Origin of the sequence: Demequina sp. (genome assembly GCF_024642165.1) — a bacterium.
Lineage (GTDB): Bacteria > Actinomycetota > Actinomycetes > Actinomycetales > Demequinaceae > Demequina.
The window spans coordinates 1-16,192 of sequence record NZ_JAHEBP010000046.1; the positions used below are offsets into that span (position 1 = coordinate 1).

Below are 16,192 nucleotides of genomic sequence, written 5' to 3' on the forward strand. Positions count from 1 at the left end.
GCGACCACCGTGGTGGTGACGGAGGCGACGAGGCTGTCGCCGTCGGTCTCGGCCTTGGGGAGGGTCGCGGTGAGGGCGACCGGACCGGCCGCGGGCTCCAGCGCGGGAAGTTCGTACCCGCACAGTCCCCAGGGGAGCCAGCTCCCGGCCGCCACGTCGGGCGCGAGCGCCTCGGCCCCCGCCCCGCCGTCCATCGTCGCGTCGGCGTTGCGCCCAGAGTCCTCGGCCGCGCTCAGGCCGCGCGGGCCGATGACGCCGAACGCGAGCACTGCGACCATGCCCGCGCCCAGGACGCCGCCTGCGCCGGTGCGCAGGCCACGCTGGGTCGCGGCGCGGCGTGCCGCGCGGTGGCCGTTGACGGAGATCCCGTCGAGCGGGGCGCGGTCCGCGGCGCCCCGCAGAGCATCGGAGAGCTTGACCATGTCAGTCGCCTTTCTTCGGTCGACGCTCGGAGACGTCGACGGTGTCGTCGGCACGGTCCTCGACCTCGCCGAGCAGAAGCTCCAGCCGGCCGAGTCCGTCGTGCAGGTAGCGCTTCACCGAGCCGGGCGCGAGGCCCAACTGCCGGGCGATGTCCGGGACCGTGAGGTCGTCGAAGTACCGCATCACCACGCACGCCCGCTCCCGCGGTGCCAGCGTGGCCAGCGCCTCGATCACGTCCGCGCCCGCCTCGACGCCCGCCAGGGGATCGGGGCCGGTCTCCGCGGGCCGGAAGAGGTGCTGGACCCGGCGCCACCGCTGCTCACGCCGGTAGCCGTCGACGTAGACCGTGGTGATGGCGCGGCGCACGTACGCCTCCGCCTTCGCATTGGTCAGGCCGGGGCGCGGGCGGGAGAACGTTCGCACGAGCGCGTCCTGCACCAGATCCTGTGCCTGGACCTGGTTGCCGCACACGAGGTAGGCGTACCCGAGCAGCGCACGCTCGCGATCGCGCACCAGTTGCGCCATCATGTCGCGCCAGTCGCTCATCGGATCCCCCTGCCTTGAGATGCGGCTTCACAGATGTCGACGCTTCAGCGCGCCGAAACGTTGGGGCCGCCCCGGACCTTTGCAGCCTCATCGTCCCCTAGAGTGGCGAAGTACCCTTGCGGGCGCGACAGAGACGTCGCGTCGGGGAGACCGTCGAGGAGGACAGATGCACGCCAGTACCACCGCGGTGGAGGTGAGCTCCGGCAGCGCCATGATCGTGGTGGTCATCGGGGTGATCGCCGCGATCTCGCTCATCTTCGCCTGGGTCCTGCGGAGGCAGGTGCTGGCCACCAAGGACGGCACCGAGCGGATGAACGACATCGCGACGGCCGTGCAGGAGGGCGCCTCGGCGTACCTGAGCCGGCAGCTCCGCACCCTCGCGCTGTTCGTGGTCCTGGTGTTCGCGCTGCTGTTCCTGCTCCCCGGCGACGCGGGCGTGCGCGTGGGGCGCTCACTGTTCTTCCTGCTGGGCGCGGGCTGCTCCGCGACCATCGGCTACATGGGCATGTGGCTCGCGGTGCGTGCGAATGTGCGCGTCGCCTCCGCGTCGACGCGCAGCGGCGGCCGCGCCGAGGGCGCGCGCATCGCGTTCCGCACCGGCGGCGCGGTGGGCATGTCCGTGGTGGGCATGGGCCTGGGCGGCGCGGCCGCCGTGGTCTTCCTCTATCGCGACAACGCGGCGGCCGTGCTCGAGGGCTTCGGCTTCGGCGCCGCGCTGCTCGCCATGTTCATGCGCGTGGGCGGCGGCATCTTCACCAAGGCCGCGGACGTGGGCGCGGACCTGGTGGGCAAGGTCGAGAACCACATCCCCGAGGACGACCCCCGCAACCCCGCGACCATCGCGGACAACGTGGGCGACAACGTGGGCGACTGCGCCGGAATGGCGGCGGACCTGTTCGAGTCGTACGCCGTGACGCTGGTAGCGGCACTGATCCTGGGCAAGGCCGCCTTCGGCGAGCAGGGGCTGGTGTTCCCGCTGATCGTCACCGCGATCGGCGCCCTGGTCGCGGCGCTGGGCGTCTTCATCACCAAGATCCGCGGCGAGGAGTCGGGACTCAAGGCCATCAACCGCGGCTTCTACACGTCGGCCGCCGTGGGCGCCGTGCTCGCCGCCGTCGCGGCGTTCTTGTACCTGCCGTCGTCGTTCTCGGAGCTCGTGGGAACGTCCGTCGAGGGCGAGTCGGGCGATCCGCGCATCATCGCCACCGTCGCGGTGTTCGTGGGCATCGGCCTCGCCGGCCTGATCCTGTGGCTCACCGGCTACTTCACCGACACGGCATCCAAGCCCACCCGGCGCGTGGCCCGGACCTCGCTGACGGGAGCCGCCACGGTGGTCCTGTCCGGCATCGGCCTGGGCCTCGAATCGGCCGTCTACACGGCGACGGTCATCGCCGGAGCCATCGTGGTGCTGTTCGCCGTCGCCGGCGGCTCGATCACCCTCGCGCTGTTCCTGGTGGCGCTCGCCGGCTGCGGCCTGCTCACCACCGTCGGCGTGATCGTGGCCATGGACACGTTCGGCCCGGTGTCGGACAACGCCCAGGGCATCGCCGAGATGTCGGGCGACGTCGACGCGGACGCCGCCAAGATCCTCACGGACCTCGACGCGGTGGGCAACACCACCAAGGCGATCACCAAGGGCATCGCGATCGCGACGGCGGTGCTGGCCGCGACCGCGCTGTTCGGCTCCTACTCCGATGCGGTCGCGCAGGCGCTCGAGACGGCCGCCACCACGGCGGTGGGCTTCAGCTACGAGATCATCCACCCGCTCACGCTCGTGGGCGTGATCATGGGTGGCGCCACGGTGTTCCTCTTCTCCGGCCTCGCCATCGATGCGGTCACCCGCGCGGCGGGCGCCATCGTGTTCGAGGTGCGCCGGCAGTTCCGCGAGATGCCCGGCATCATGAACTACACGCAGCGCCCCGACTACGGGCGCGTGGTTGACATCTGCACCCGCGACTCCCTGCGCGAGCTCACCACGCCCGGCCTGCTGGCAGCCATGGCGCCCGTGTTTGTCGGGTTCGCGCTCGGCATCGGCGCGCTCGCGGGCTTCCTCGCCGGCGCGATCGGCACCGGCGTGCTGATGGCGGTGTTCCTCGCGAACTCGGGCGGCTCCTGGGACAACGCCAAGAAGATCGTCGAGGACGGCCACTACGGTGGTAAGAACTCGGCGGCGCACGAGGCGACCGTCATCGGCGACACCATCGGCGACCCGTTCAAGGACACCGCCGGCCCCGCGATCAACCCCCTCATCAAGGTCATGAACCTGGTGGCGCTGCTCATCGCGCCCGCGGTGGTGATGCTGAGCTACGGCGAGGGCACCAACCCGTGGCTGCGGGCCGGGATCGCGGCGGTCGCGGGCACGGTGGCCGTGGTGGCGGTGGCGCTGGCGTCCCGTCGGTCACACGCCGGCGGCGTCGAGCGGGAGGCGGACGTGGCCCACGAGGCCGAGTCCCGCCACGACGACGGGCCCGGGCAGGCCGTCGACGACGCCACGGACTCGCTCCAGGCCCGCGGGGACACCCTCTAGGCACTCACCCCGGGCCAGCCAACTCCACACTTGCAGGAGAGGCGCCCGCATGGAGGGGTGCGTGGGGCCCGGTGCGGGGTGTCGCGCCGCGCTAGCCTCGACGCGTGAACCTCGACGCCCCCGCCGCGCGCTCCCCGCACGACGTCGACACGCTGCGCGGCGATCTCGCCGGGTGGACGGTCGACGCGGTCGACTCGATCGTCGGCGAGAGAGCCGCGCGCGCCCTGTCTCGTGAGCAGGTCCTGCCGGCCCGCCTGGCGGCGCGCGCATCGTCCACGCCGCAGGCGACGCTCGCCCGGCTGTTCCTGCTGGGCGACACGGTCACGCGCGCGGAGCTCGACGCGGCGCTGCCCGCGACGGGGACTGACGGCGCCCACGGCATGGGCTTGGTCGACGCCGCCGGACCCGGGAGGGACGATGTGGTGCGTGCGCGGGTGGACCTGCGCCCGTATGCCACGTCCACGGCCGACGGCGACGTCACGTGGTGGGTCGCGTCCGACCGGGGCGAGGCGGTCACGGGCGCGCGGCTGCGGGATGACCACGTGCTGGGCATCGGCGGGGCGTCCCTGACGCTCGCCGGGATGACGATGCGCACGCAGCGCGACCGCGTGCTCGACCTGGGCACGGGCTGCGGGGTGCAGGCGCTCCACGCCTCGCTCCATGCCCGCCGGGTGGTCGCGACGGACGTGTCCCGGCGCGCGCTCGGCTTCGCGGCCTTCAACCGCGCCCTCAACGATGCGGGCGAGTGGGACCTGCGCGAGGGATCGATGCTGGAGCCCGTGGCGGGGGAGGAGTTCGACCTGGTGGTGTCGAATCCGCCGTTCGTCATCACGCCGCCGGACGCGCCGAGCTTCGAGTACCGCGACGGGCGCGAGACCGGCGACGGGATCGTCGCGGGCCTCGTGTCCGGCGTGGGCGCGGTGCTCGCGCCCGGCGGCGTGGCGCAGATGCTCGGCAACTGGGAGATCCACGGCGACCTGTGGAACGAGTCTTTGGAGGCGTGGCTGGACGCGTCCGCGTCCGCCGGGCGGCCCCTCGACGCCTGGATCATCGAGCGGGATCGGCTCGACGCCGCGGAGTACGCGGAGACCTGGCTGCGCGACGCCGGCGTCACGCCGGAGCGCGGGCGCGACGCGTTCGAGCGCGCCTACGAGGCGTACCTCGCGGACTTCGACGCGCGCGGGGTCCGTGCGGTCGGGTTCGGGATGCTGTTGCTGCGACGTCCGTTGTCCGGGGCTCCCACCCTGCGGCGGCTCGAGCAGCACGAGGGGCCGTTGCAGGCGCCGTTCGGCGCGTACCTGGTGGACGCGCTCGCGGCGCACGACCGCGTGGCGGCGCTGTCCGATGAGCAGCTGTTCGCGCAGCGCCTCACCGCCGCGGCGGACGTGACCCGCGAGTCCTACGGGCCGGTGCTTCAGGCCGACCCCTCGCACCTGCTGCTCCGGCAGGGAGCGGGCCTGGGCAGGTCGGTCTCGATGGACACGGCACTCGCGGGATTCGTGGGCGCGTGCGACGGCGAGCTCACCGCCGGTCAGATCGCTCACGCGCTCGCCGCGCTCCTGGACGTCCCCGCCGAGCGCATGCTGGCGGGCCTGGCGCCCGCGATCCGGGGGCTCGTCGAGGACGGGTTCCTGGGCTAGCGGCGACGGCCCGGCGCCCGGTCAAGCCCCCTCGACCGCCGCATCGTCCCGTCGAAATCGGGCGTTTCGGACGCGCTTTACCCGGCCATGGGGCAACCCGTACCCGCCCCGTACCGGATGCGGGACCCTGGTCCGGGAGGGCATGCGGTCCCCGCTTCTAGCCTGGTGAATGTGACATCGACGTCCGCGACAGCGGGCGTCTCACGCTGTCCGGACCGCGGCGATCCCGGGGCCCGGCCCCAACCGGAGGCCCCATGTCCACCACCGAGCTTCAGCTCACGCCCGTCGACGCCCTCAGCCCCGACTCGCTGTCGGTCGCGGACTTCACGCCGTACGGCATCCACGACTGGCCGGGGCGCATCGCCGCCACCGTGCTGCTCCAGGGATGTCCGTGGAGCTGCACGTACTGCGCCGGCCCGGAGATGCAGGACTCGCGTGCGGAGGGCAAGGTCTCCTGGCGTGAGGTGCTCGACCAGCTCGAGGTCCGCCGCGGGATGGTCGATGCCGTGGTGTTCTCCGGCGGCGAGCCCACGCGACAGCCCGGCCTCGCGGCCGCGGTCCGCCAGGTCAAGGCCAGGGGCTTCGCCGTGGGCCTGAGCACTGCTGGCGCATACCCCGGGCGCCTCGCGGCTGTCCTGCCCGCCCTCGACTGGGTGGGCATCGACATCAAGGCCGCGCCCGATGGCTACGCGGACATCACCGGCAAGGAGACCTCGGGCTACAAGGCCTGGACGTCGCTGGAACTGGTGCAGCACTCCGGGATCGACTACGAGGTCCGCGTCACGGTGGACCCCACGGTCCACACGCGCGAGGACGTGTTCGAGACGGTGCGCCAGGTGATCCGGCGCGGCGCCCACGCGCCCGTGCTGCAGCAGGCGCGCGTCGCCGGCACCTCGCCCGAGTACCGCCGTGCGCTCGCCGGCCGGGGCCTGTTCGACGTGATCCGCCACGACGACCTCCCGGACCTCGCGCGCCGCTGACTCCGCCCGCCCTTTCCACGCCGGTTCTCAACCCGCCCCACCCCGCTTCTCGACCCCGGACGCGCTGCGGGTAGGTCACCGACGGTTCTGGCACGTCTGTGATTCCTGCGGGTCACTCACTGTCGTTCGCGCGCTTTACGCAACGGTCGGCAGCACGTCCCCTGCGCGCATCGTCGCCCCAATCCGGGCGACCCCGCGGGGCGAAACACCTGGTAGGGCCCCGACTATCACCGGCTGTTGAGAATCCTTCCCAAATATGGGCAGAAGGTCCCGTGAATATCGCAATGACGGGCACCAGACTCGGTGACACGACAACACATTCCCCGGAAAGGAATCATCATGGTTACCAAGCTCCGCATCGTCGGCGCGATTCTCGCGCTCGCCGGTCTCGGCTTCATCGGCGCCGGCATCTACGCCTTCACCGAGGTCCAGGCGGGCCAGAAGTCGCTTCAGGACTTCTCCGCCGCTCAGAACGTCCAGCTCACGTACAACGAGGACGGCGTGCTCGTCGACCGCGGCGAGGTCGCGGGTGCCGAGGCGATCCTCGAGCTGCTCGAGAGCGACTGGGGCTACAAGGTGGTCCCCTCCGAGCTCGACCCCAACGACCCGCTGGTCAACACCGGCAGCGAGTACATGTACCAGATGGCTCTGGTGGGACACCACACGCTGACCGGCTCGGCCACCGTGGTCCTCGACGAGGCCGTCGAGTACAACGGCGAGACCTTCGAGGCGGGCACCTACGAGGTCCCCGCGGACGGCAAGTACTGGGCCGACTTCGACCGCATGAACCCGCTCGAGGGCCCGGCACGTGCGCAGATCTGGAACCCGACCGCTCACGCTCTGTTCGGCGAGCTGGGTGTGGGCGCGGTCACCGCGTCGACCCTCAAGCTGGGCCTCGGCATCGTGGGCATGATCTCCGGACTGGGCCTGCTGTTCCTGGTGCTCGGCGGCGCGACCTTCTGGATCGCCGGCGACGTCAGCCGCAAGGCGACCGCCAAGGTCGAGGACACGGAGCTCGCCACCGCCTGATCGGCGAGCGAACCGCAGCGACGGGAGGGTCCCTTCGGGGGCCCTCCCGTTCGCGTGTGCCCGGACGATGCGACGCTCAGTTCCCCACAGGAGTCGAGAACCCTCAGAAACCGTCCGTGAGTTCCCCGCAGCGGGTGCGAGGTGGGGACGCGAGGTGGGGAGGGCTGGGGAAATTCAGACGCCGAGGTGGCGGGCCAGCACCTCGCGCACCGTCTCCCAGCGATCCGTGCGTACGGCCAGCAGCGGCGCACCCTCCTCGATCGCCGGGTGATAGCCGGACCCGTCGACGCGGCCCACCGTGAAGCCGGCCTCCGCCGCGATCGCCGCGCCGGGCACGTGGTCCCAGGGCTTGGCGCGCGTGTAGATGAGGAAGCCCACGTCCTGCGACACCAGGTCCGCATAGTCGAATCCCGCGCACATGCGCAGGTCCGCGAACCCGCCGAGCTCGTGCTCCGCCGCGGCCAGCCCCTCCCGCACGCGATCCGACGCGTACTTGAAGGACACCGCGCCGTGCGCGCGCAGCCGCCGCGGCTCGCCTCGAGCCTCGGCCCCGCGGGAGCGCTCGACCTCCGCGCTCAGCGACGTGCCGTTCACGTACGCGCCAACGCCCTGCAGCCCCTCGTACAGCAGGCCCGTCTCGGGTTGGAGGATCCAGCCGCCCACCGGCTCCCCGTCCTCGACCAGCCCCACCATGACGGCGTAGATCTCCGAGCCGGCGACGAAGTTGGCGGTCCCGTCCACGGGATCGACCGTCCACGCCGTGGCGCCCGTCGCCAGCACCGCGGGCAGCGTCGGGTCCGTGGCGCTCGCCTCCTCGCCCACCACGGGCACGTCGAGGACCTCTTGCAGCAACGGGATCAGCGCCCGCTCGGCCTCGAGATCGGCCTCGGTCACGAAGTCGCCCGGGCCCTTGAGCCGGATGTCGTCGTCGGCGAGAGCGCGGAACCGCGGGCGGATCTCGGCATCCGCGACCCGGCGCATCGCGTCGCCCACGGCGGCGCGTGCGGCGGAGTCGAGAAGGGGCTGCATACGTCCATCGTTCCATGCCGATGCGCGGGCTCCGGCGGCCTCCGGCCAGCGCCGGATGACGATCCGGTAGCGGGGCCGTGACGATGCGGTGTCCGCCCCCGCCCATCGAGCCGCCCGGGCCCCGTGCATCGTCCCGAGACGCCGCCCGCGTCCACAGGCCGCGCTTGACCCGCGTGAGCGCCTATGTATATTGAGTCCGTCTCAGGCCGCCCACAGCGCCGCGACGCACCACCCAGAGAGAAGGTTCCATGACCCGCAAGCTCGTGATCGTCGAGTCCCCCACCAAGTCGAAGACCATCGGTGGCTACCTCGGCGACGACTACGACGTGGTGTCGAGCGTGGGTCACATCCGGGACCTGGCGGAGCGCTCGGAGCTTCCCGCAGAGCTTAAGAAGTCGGACATCGGCAAGTTCGCGATCGACGTGGACAACGAGTTCGAGCCCTACTACGTGGTCTCCGCGCGGGCCAAGTCGGTGGTCACGGACATCCGCAAGCGCCTCAAGCTGGCCGACGAGCTCTACCTCGCGACTGATGAGGACCGCGAGGGCGAGGCCATCGCGTGGCATCTCCTGGATGTGCTGAAGCCCAAGGTCCCTGTCAAGCGCCTGGCCTTCCACGAGATCACCAAGGAGGGCATCACGCGTGCCCTCGAGCGGCCGCGCGAGGTCGACATGGAGCTGGTGGAGGCGCAGGAGGCACGCCGCCTCCTCGACCGCCTCTACGGCTACGAGGTCTCGCCGGTGCTGTGGCGCAAGATCCAGTCCGGCCTTTCCGCCGGTCGCGTCCAGTCCGTCACCCTGCGACTCGTGGTGGACCGCGAGCGGGAGCGGATGGCGTTCCAGTCCGCCGAGTACTGGGACCTGCGCGGCACGTTCACCGCCACCGAGGGCAAGGACGCGGGCCGCAGCTTCGAGGCGCGGCTGGCCACGGTCGACGGCAAGCGCGTCGCCACCGGCAAGGACTTCGACGACCGCGGGGTGCTCACCAACGCGAAGGCGGTGCACGTGTCCGCCGCTCTCGCGGGTGCGCTCGCGGCCGGCCTCGCCGAGTCCGAGTTCACGGTGGCCGGGGTGGACTCCCGCCCGTACAAGCGCCGCCCCGCCGCGCCGTTCATCACCTCGACGCTGATCCAGGAGTCGAGTCGCAAGCTCCGCCTGGGCGCGCGCCAGGCCATGGGCGTGGCGCAGTCGCTGTACCAGAAGGGCTACATCACCTATATGAGGTCGGACTCGCCGGGGCTGTCCGGCGAGGCGATCCGCGCGGCTCGCAAGCAGGCCACCGCGCTGTACGGCTCGGACTCCGTTGCCGCCAGCCCGCGGGTGTACGCGAGCCAGGACTCGAACGCCCAGGAGGCGCACGAGGCGATCCGCCCCGCGGGCGACAGCTTCCGCACGCCGGACTCGGTGCGCGCCGAGCTCGCGGCGGACGAGTTCCGCATGTACGAGATGATCTGGAAGCGCACCCTGGCATCCCAGATGGCCGATGCGACGGGCACCACCTCCACCGTGCGCATCGGCGCCACCACGGCCGCGCACCACGCCGTCGAGTTCTCCGCGTCGGGCACCATCCTCACCAGCCCCGGATTCATGGCGCTGTACGAGGAGTCCCGGGACAAGGCGCGCTACGAGGAGGACGAGCAGAAGGTCGAGAAGGAGTCGCGGCTGCCCGTGCTGGCCGAGGGTCAGAAGGTGGATGCCAGCCAGATCGACCCCCTCACCCACGCGACCACCGCGCCGCCGCGCTACACGCAGGGCTCGATGATCAAGGAGCTCGAGGACCGCAAGCTGGGTCGCCCGTCCACCTACGCCCAGATGGTCGACACCATCATCGACAAGGGCTACGTGCGGGTGGAGAAGCAGGCGCTGGTGCCCACGTGGCTCGCGTTCGCGATGATCCGCCTGCTCGAGGAGCACTTCGCGTGGCTCATCGACTACGGGTTCACCGCGGACATGGAGGAGGACCTGGACCGGATCGCCGCGGGCGAGCTGTCCCGCGTGGACTGGCTCACCTCGTTCTACTTCGGCTCGGGTTCGGCGGACGATGCGCGCAGCCAGGGCCTCAAGCGACTGGTCGAGGATCTGGGCGACATCGACGCCCGCGCCAACTCGACGTTCGAGATCGGCTCGGGCATCTCGCTGCGGGTGGGCAAGTACGGCCCCTACCTGGAGCGCGAGCTCGAGGGTGAGAAGCAGACGGCGTCCGTGCCGGACGAGCTCGCGCCGGACGAGCTCACCGTGGCGAAGGCGGAGGAGTTGCTGGCCAACCAGGGTGGCGACGAGCGCGTGCTGGGCACCCACCCGGCCTCCGGCCTCGAGGTCATCGCGAAGGCCGGGCGGTTCGGTCCGTACGTCACGGAGGTGCTGCCCGAGGACTCCAAGGGCCGCCCCAAGACCGCGAGCCTGTTCGCGTCGATGCACCTCGACACCGTCACGCTGGAGGACGCCCTGCGCCTCATGAGCCTTCCGCGCGTGGTGGGCACGGATCCGGAGACCAACGAGGACATCACCGCGCAGAACGGCCGGTTCGGCCCGTACCTGAAGAAGGGCACGGACTCGCGCACCCTCGAGGGCGAGGACCTGCTGTTCTCGATCACCCTCGACGAGGCGCTCGCGATCTATGCGCAGCCCAAGCGAGGCCGGGGCCGCACCGCCGCGCCGCCGCTCAAGGAGCTGGGGGAGGACCCGACGTCGGGCAAGCCGATCGTGGTGAAGGCCGGCCGCTACGGCGAGTACATCACCGACGGCGACACCAACGTCACCATCCCGAGCGGCGAGACGGTCGAGGCGCTGACCGCGGAGCGCGCCGTCGAGCTGCTCGCGGCCAAGCGCGCGAAGGGTCCTGCCAAGAAGCCGGCCCGGCGCACCGCCGCCAAGAAGCCCGCCACTCGGGCCAAGAAGAAGTGAGCGAACCCACTCACAGTCGCCGTACGCCGTCGGTGGCGTCGATGGTGCTCACGCTGATCGGCATCGCGGTGGGGGTCGGGCTCGTGTTCCTGGGCTCCCGCATGGACTCGATCGAGCTGCTCGGGCTCACCGTGAGTCCCGCGTTGCCCATGCTGCTCACGTACGTGGCCGGCATGCTCGTGGGCCGCTTCGGCAACGCGCGGCGCTGAGCCGGCCCGCGCATCGGCGCTACCCTGTCCGCAACTCACGGAAGGGTGGATCATGGCCGACGATCGCAAGCCGGGCGCGGAGCCGGGCGTCAATCTCCGGTGGCTCGGGTACCTGGGACTGGTGCTCGGGTTCGGCGCCGTGGTGCTGACCGTGGACTCGGGCACCGTCTCGGTGCTGGGCTTCGGGTTTCCCATCAGCGTGCCGATCATCGCGGGGATCGCGTTCCTCGGCGGGATCCTCGGCGGGCGGTTCGGCCCGCGCGCCGGGAGCCTGTAGCGCCGCCTGCCCGGCCGTCGCATCGTCCCCTTATGCTGGCCGTATGAGTGCACCGCAGCCCATGTCCGCGCCCGCCGTCCGCTGGGGAATCCTCGGCGCCGGGGGCATCGCCCACAAGCTCGCCGACGCCGTCAGCTCGTACACCGAGTCCTCGGTGCTGGCCGTCGGATCCCGCAATCAGGGCAAGGCGCAGGCCTTCGCCGACGAGATGGGGATCCCCACCGCGTACGGCTCGTACGAGGAGCTGGTGTCGGACCCCGAGATCGACGTGGTCTACGTGGCCACGCCTCACAGTCATCACCACGAGCACGCGCTGCTGGCGATCGAGGCGGGCAAGAACGTGCTGTGCGAGAAGGCCTTCACGCAGAATGCCGCGCAGGCGCGCGAGGTGGTCGCCGCTGCCCGCGCCAAGGGCGTCTTCCTCATGGAGGCGATGTGGACGCGGCACCTGCCGCACGTCCACGCCATCCGCGAGCTCATCGCGCGCGGCGAGATCGGCGACGTGGTCTCGGTGCAGGCCGATCACGGGCAGTTGCTCACGCATGTGGAGCGCATGTGGAACCCGGCCCTCGCGGGCGGCGCGCTGCTCGACCTGGGCATCTACCCCATCGCCTTCGCCCACGACATCCTGGGCGTCCCGGACCGGATCTCGGCCTCGGGCCGCCTCCGTGACACCGGCGTCGACGGCCAGGTGAGCATGGTGTTCGACTACCCGACCGCGCAGGCGATCCTCACCTCCACGATGGAGGCGCGCACGCCCAACGTGGCGCTCGTCTCGGGCACCGAGGGATTCATCGAGGTGCACGACACCTTCTACACGCCCACCGCCTTCACGGTGACGCGTCGCGACGGCACCTCATGGACCTACGACGGCGACGTTCCCAACGGCTTCCAGTACGAGGCGGCCGAGGTCGCGAGGCGCGTCACCGCCGGCGACACCGAGAGCCCGCTGATGACGCTCGACCAGTCCGTCGAGATCATGGAGATGATGGATGAGATCCGCTCCCAGATCGGGCTGGTGTTCCCCAACGAGGAGTGACGTGCGGGGGGACGATGCGCGCGCATCGTCCCGTCGGACCCTGCGGGTAGATTCCTCCCCATGATGTATTCGGGCTTTTGGGTGGTGTTCGAGGGCGCCGACGGCGTGGGCAAGACCACGCAGATCGACCTGCTCGCGGAGTACCTGCGGTCCACCGCCGGCGGTTCCCGCGAGGTGGTCACTACGCGCGAGCCGGGCGGCACGCCTCTCGGCGTCGAGCTGCGGCAGGCGATCATGCACGGCGACCACGTCGCGCCGCGCGCCGAGGCGCTGCTCTACGCCGCCGACCGCGCCCACCACATCGCCACCAAGGTGCGACCCGCCCTGGAGGCCGGCGCGATGGTGCTGCAGGACCGCTACCTCGACTCGTCCGTGGTCTACCAGGGCGGCGCCCGGGGCCTCGGGGAAGAGGTCGAGCGGATCTCGTTGTGGGCCACGGAGGGCCTGCTGCCCGATCTCACCGTGGTGCTGGACATGGAGCCGGACCCGGCGCGGATGAGCCGCGACCTGGACCGCGTCGAGCGCGAGACCATCGCGAAGGCGGCCCAGATGCGTGAGGGATTCCTGGTGCGCGTGGCGCTGGACCCCGCACGGTATGCGGTGGTCGATGCCGGGCGCGTGGTCGAGACCGTGCACGGCTCGGTGGTGGCGGCAGTGCTCGAGGCCCTGGCGGCACGGACCCAGAGGGACGCCGATGCGGCGGCGGGGTCGGGCGACCTCCCCCTCGAGCCATGGGGGACGCCGTGACGGTGTGGGACGAGGTGGTGGGGCAGTCCCCACAGATCGGTCCGCTGCGTGCCGCGGTGGACGATCCGGGTTCGATGACCCACGCGTGGCTCGTGACCGGCCCGCCGGGCTCCGGCCGCTCCTACGCCGCGCGCGCCTTCGCCGCCGCCTTGCAGTGCGACCGTGGCGGGTGCGGAGAATGCCGTGAGTGCACCACGGTGCTGGCCGGCACGCACGCGGACGTCACGCTCGTGGCGACGGAGAAGGTGACGATCGCGATCCAGGAGGTCCGCGATCTCATCTCGCGCGCCGCCTCGGCGCCCAGCGGCGGGCGCTGGCGCGTGATGGTGGTCGAGGACGCGGACCGCATGACCGAGCGCACCTCGAACGTGCTGCTCAAGTCCATCGAGGAGCCGCCGCCGCGGACCGTGTGGGTACTGTGCGCGCCCAGCCCGCAGGACGTGGCGGTCACCATCCGTAGCCGCTGCCGGATCGTGGGCCTGCGCACGCCCGACCCGGTGGACGTGGCGCGGCTGCTGGTCGAGCGTGACGGCGTCGAGCCGGAGTTGGCGCGCGAGTGTGCGCTCGCCGCGCAGAGCCACATCGGCGTCGCCCGGCGCCTGGCGCGCGATCCCGCGGCGCGGGCGCGGCGCGATCAGGTGCTGGCGCTCGCCACGGAGATTCGGGGGGTGGGCGACGCGGTGCTTGCGGCCGCGGACCTGGTCGAGGTCGCGGACGACGACGCGAGGGCCGCCACGGAGGAGCGCGACGCCCTGGAGCGCGCCCAGCTGATGACCACCCTGGGCGTCGAGGACGGCTCGCGGATGCCGCCCGCGCTCCGCGCGCAGCTGCGGCAGCTCGAGGAGGACCAGAAGCGCAGGGCCACCCGGCACAAGCGCGACGTGCTGGACCGCGCCATCACGGACCTCATGTCGCTGTACCGCGACGTGGCGGTCGCCCAGACGGGCGCCGCGGTGGACCTGGTCAACGTCGCGCACGAGGGTCACGTGCGGGAGCTCGCCACGCGCACCGCCCTGGCGGACACGATGCGATGCCTCGATGCGCTCGGCACCGCGCGCGAGCGGCTCGCCGGCAACGTCGCGCCGCTGCTCGCGCTGGAGGCGATGGCGCTGGATCTGCGCCCTCGCACCGCGGTGCGGAGGTGAGCTCCGGCTCGCTTATGGTGGCGGGGTGACCCGCCGCCTCGCCGCGATCGCCGCCGTGATCGCCGCATCGTCCCTTCTCGCCGCCTGTACCCCGGAGCGCACCCAGATCGTGCCGTCGGATCCGGCGGTGCCCACCTCGGAGGCTTCGCCTGCCGTGGCGCCCGAGGACTCCGCGGTCTACTCCCAGGACGCGTCGTGGAGCCGATGCGGCGAGCTTGAATGCGCCACGCTTCAGGTCCCGGTCGACTGGAGCGATCCCAACGGGCCCACCGTGGATCTGGCGATCAACCGCCATGCGGCCACCGACGCATCGGCGCGGCTGGGCAGCCTGCTCATCAACCCGGGCGGCCCGGGCGGTTCCGGACTGGACCTCACCCCGGCGTTCGTGACGTCCGCCGGCGAGGACCTCCTGGCGGCCTACGACGTGATCGGATTCGACCCGCGCGGCGTGGGCGCGTCGACTCCGGTCGCCTGCGGTGACGCGGAGGATATCGACGCGTACTACCTGCCGGACCTCACGCTCGACACGCAGGAGCAGATCGACGCGGCGCGGCAGGCGACCGTCGACTTCGCCGCGCTGTGCCGGGATCTCACGGGCCCGCTCATCGAGAACGTGGACACCTCGTCCGCGGCGCGGGACATGGACGTGATCCGCGCCGTGCTGGGCGACGACCAGCTCCACTACCTGGGGTACTCGTACGGCACCCAGCTGGGCGCCACCTACGCGGAGCTCTACCCGGAGCGCGTGGGCCGCATGGTGCTCGACGGAGCCGTGGACTTCACGCTCGACGAGGAGACGGCCGCCGCGGACCAGGCGCGCGGCTTCGAGGGCGCCCTGTCCAACTTCATCGGGTGGTGCCTGGGCGAGGCGGACTGCCCGCTCGACGCCAACCCCGAGACCGCGCGCCAGCAGATCAAGGACATCGCGCTCACCGCGCGTGACGAGGGCTACCGCGCGGCAGGCGGGTCCGAGGTCAACGGCAACCTCATGGTCTACGGCATCGTGGTCACGCTGTACGACGAGGCGTCGTGGATCTACCTGGAGGCCGGCCTCGATGAGGTCCTGAACGACGGCACCGCCGACATCTTCTTCCAGTTGGGCAACTTCTACCTCGACAAGGACTCCGGCAACGGGGACTACCTGTCGAACTCGACCTGGGTGTTCACGGCGATCGGGTGCCTGGATGCGGGCGAGGTGGACCCGACCACGGTGGCCTCGCTGGCGGACTTCCGCGCGGTGGTGGAGGAGGCCTCGCCCACGTTCGGCTGGTGGTTCGCCTCCGCGCTCGGATGCGACGGCTGGCCGTGGCAGTCCAAGGATCCGGTGACGTCGCTGGACGCTGCTGACGGGGCCGCGCCCATCCTGGTGATCGGCACCACCAACGACCCGGCGACGCCGCTGGCATGGGCGGAGTCGCTCTCGGAGCAGCTCGCGAGCTCGTCGCTGCTGATCTGGGACGGAGAGGGCCACACCGCCTACGGCAGGTCCAACCAGTGCGTGGTCGACGCCGTCGACGGGTACCTCGTGGACGGCGTGATGCCAAGTTCAGGGATGCGGTGCTGAAGCGCTAGTATGTCTACCCGTGCCCCGAAAGGGGGACGGAGCGTCCCGCGAGGGGCACATGCCGCCTTAGCTCAGTCGGTAGAGCGATTCACTCGTAATGAATAGGTCATCGGTTCGATTCCGATAGGCGGCTC

At 71.4% G+C, this 16,192-nt stretch carries 14 protein-coding genes and 1 tRNA gene; 12 read left to right on the forward strand and 3 right to left on the reverse strand.

The features are described from left to right. Both Q0L54_RS05975 and Q0L54_RS05980 read right to left on the reverse strand, forming a co-directional pair. The coding region (locus Q0L54_RS05975) for a hypothetical protein (RefSeq protein ID WP_296666221.1) at positions 1-422 on the reverse strand (422 nt) is incomplete at its 3' end. 1 nt (position 423) lies between these two features. Then, the gene (locus Q0L54_RS05980; protein WP_296666223.1) at positions 424-969 is read right to left on the reverse strand and encodes a sigma-70 family RNA polymerase sigma factor; all 546 of its coding nucleotides are present in this window, start codon (positions 967-969) and stop codon (positions 424-426) included. Between the two features lie 166 nt (positions 970-1,135). Between Q0L54_RS05980 and Q0L54_RS05985 the strand changes: the two genes are divergently transcribed. The 4 genes from Q0L54_RS05985 (at position 1,136) to Q0L54_RS06000 (ending at position 7,145) form a co-directional block, all read left to right on the forward strand. Then, a complete protein-coding gene (locus Q0L54_RS05985) occupies positions 1,136-3,496 on the forward strand; it encodes a sodium-translocating pyrophosphatase (RefSeq protein WP_296666224.1) in 2,361 nt (786 codons plus the stop codon). A 104-nt stretch (positions 3,497-3,600) separates the two neighbouring features. Next, on the forward strand, positions 3,601-5,136 hold the full coding sequence (locus Q0L54_RS05990) for a methyltransferase (RefSeq protein ID WP_296666225.1): 1,536 nt from the start codon (positions 3,601-3,603) through the stop codon (positions 5,134-5,136). A gap of 254 nt (positions 5,137-5,390) precedes the next feature. Beyond that, complete coding sequence (locus Q0L54_RS05995; protein WP_296666226.1) at positions 5,391-6,116, forward strand: anaerobic ribonucleoside-triphosphate reductase activating protein; 726 nt, start codon at positions 5,391-5,393, stop codon at positions 6,114-6,116. 339 nt (positions 6,117-6,455) lie between these two features. Next, entirely contained in the window at positions 6,456-7,145 is a 690-nt protein-coding gene (locus tag Q0L54_RS06000; RefSeq protein WP_296666228.1) for a hypothetical protein, read from the forward strand. 174 nt (positions 7,146-7,319) lie between these two features. Here the strand turns inward: Q0L54_RS06000 and Q0L54_RS06005 are convergent, their stop codons facing one another. Further along, a complete protein-coding gene (locus Q0L54_RS06005; protein WP_296666230.1) occupies positions 7,320-8,174 on the reverse strand; it encodes an inositol monophosphatase in 855 nt (284 codons plus the stop codon). A gap of 248 nt (positions 8,175-8,422) precedes the next feature. Here Q0L54_RS06005 and topA point away from each other — a divergent pair, with 248 nt between their 5' ends. The 8 genes from topA (at position 8,423) to Q0L54_RS06045 (ending at position 16,191) form a co-directional block, all read left to right on the forward strand. After that, on the forward strand, positions 8,423-11,077 hold the full coding sequence (gene topA, locus Q0L54_RS06010) for a type I DNA topoisomerase (protein ID WP_296666231.1): 2,655 nt from the start codon (positions 8,423-8,425) through the stop codon (positions 11,075-11,077). After that, positions 11,074-11,286 carry a hypothetical protein gene (locus Q0L54_RS06015; protein ID WP_296666232.1) on the forward strand — a complete coding sequence of 71 codons (213 nt, stop codon included), beginning with the start codon at positions 11,074-11,076 and terminating at the stop codon, positions 11,284-11,286. The genes topA and Q0L54_RS06015 overlap by 4 nt, the downstream gene beginning before the upstream one ends. Positions 11,287-11,338: 52 nt before the next feature. After that, on the forward strand, positions 11,339-11,563 hold the full coding sequence (locus Q0L54_RS06020; protein ID WP_296666233.1) for a hypothetical protein: 225 nt from the start codon (positions 11,339-11,341) through the stop codon (positions 11,561-11,563). 43 nt (positions 11,564-11,606) lie between these two features. Beyond that, on the forward strand, positions 11,607-12,602 hold the full coding sequence (locus tag Q0L54_RS06025) for a Gfo/Idh/MocA family oxidoreductase (protein ID WP_296666234.1): 996 nt from the start codon (positions 11,607-11,609) through the stop codon (positions 12,600-12,602). Positions 12,603-12,662: 60 nt separating this feature from the next. Further along, positions 12,663-13,349: a dTMP kinase gene (gene tmk / locus Q0L54_RS06030; RefSeq protein WP_366937940.1), complete on the forward strand. Its 687-nt coding sequence runs from the start codon at positions 12,663-12,665 to the stop codon at positions 13,347-13,349. Then, positions 13,346-14,494 (forward strand): DNA polymerase III subunit delta', encoded by a 1,149-nt coding sequence (locus tag Q0L54_RS06035; protein WP_296666238.1) that lies wholly within the window; start codon positions 13,346-13,348, stop codon positions 14,492-14,494. The genes tmk and Q0L54_RS06035 overlap by 4 nt, the downstream gene beginning before the upstream one ends. 25 nt (positions 14,495-14,519) lie before the next feature. Beyond that, positions 14,520-16,058: an alpha/beta hydrolase gene (locus Q0L54_RS06040; protein ID WP_296666236.1), complete on the forward strand. Its 1,539-nt coding sequence runs from the start codon at positions 14,520-14,522 to the stop codon at positions 16,056-16,058. 60 nt (positions 16,059-16,118) lie between these two features. After that, a tRNA-Thr gene (locus tag Q0L54_RS06045) sits at positions 16,119-16,191 on the forward strand. Position 16,192: the final 1 nt, after the last annotated feature.

Bases quoted from the DNA above. Each gene is read 5' to 3' on its own strand.
- Q0L54_RS05995 (WP_296666226.1), top strand. From the start codon at position 5,391: ATGTCCACCACCGAGCTTCAGCTCACGCCCGTCGACGCCCTCAGCCCC.
- topA (WP_296666231.1), top strand. From the start codon at position 8,423: ATGACCCGCAAGCTCGTGATCGTCGAGTCCCCCACCAAGTCGAAGACC.
- Q0L54_RS06000 (WP_296666228.1), top strand. From the start codon at position 6,456: ATGGTTACCAAGCTCCGCATCGTCGGCGCGATTCTCGCGCTCGCCGGT.
- Q0L54_RS05980 (WP_296666223.1), bottom strand. From the start codon at position 969: ATGAGCGACTGGCGCGACATGATGGCGCAACTGGTGCGCGATCGCGAG.
- Q0L54_RS06025 (WP_296666234.1), top strand. From the start codon at position 11,607: ATGAGTGCACCGCAGCCCATGTCCGCGCCCGCCGTCCGCTGGGGAATC.
- Q0L54_RS05985 (WP_296666224.1), top strand. From the start codon at position 1,136: ATGCACGCCAGTACCACCGCGGTGGAGGTGAGCTCCGGCAGCGCCATG.
- Q0L54_RS06020 (WP_296666233.1), top strand. From the start codon at position 11,339: ATGGCCGACGATCGCAAGCCGGGCGCGGAGCCGGGCGTCAATCTCCGG.
- Q0L54_RS06005 (WP_296666230.1), bottom strand. From the start codon at position 8,174: ATGCAGCCCCTTCTCGACTCCGCCGCACGCGCCGCCGTGGGCGACGCG.
- tmk (WP_366937940.1), top strand. From the start codon at position 12,663: ATGATGTATTCGGGCTTTTGGGTGGTGTTCGAGGGCGCCGACGGCGTG.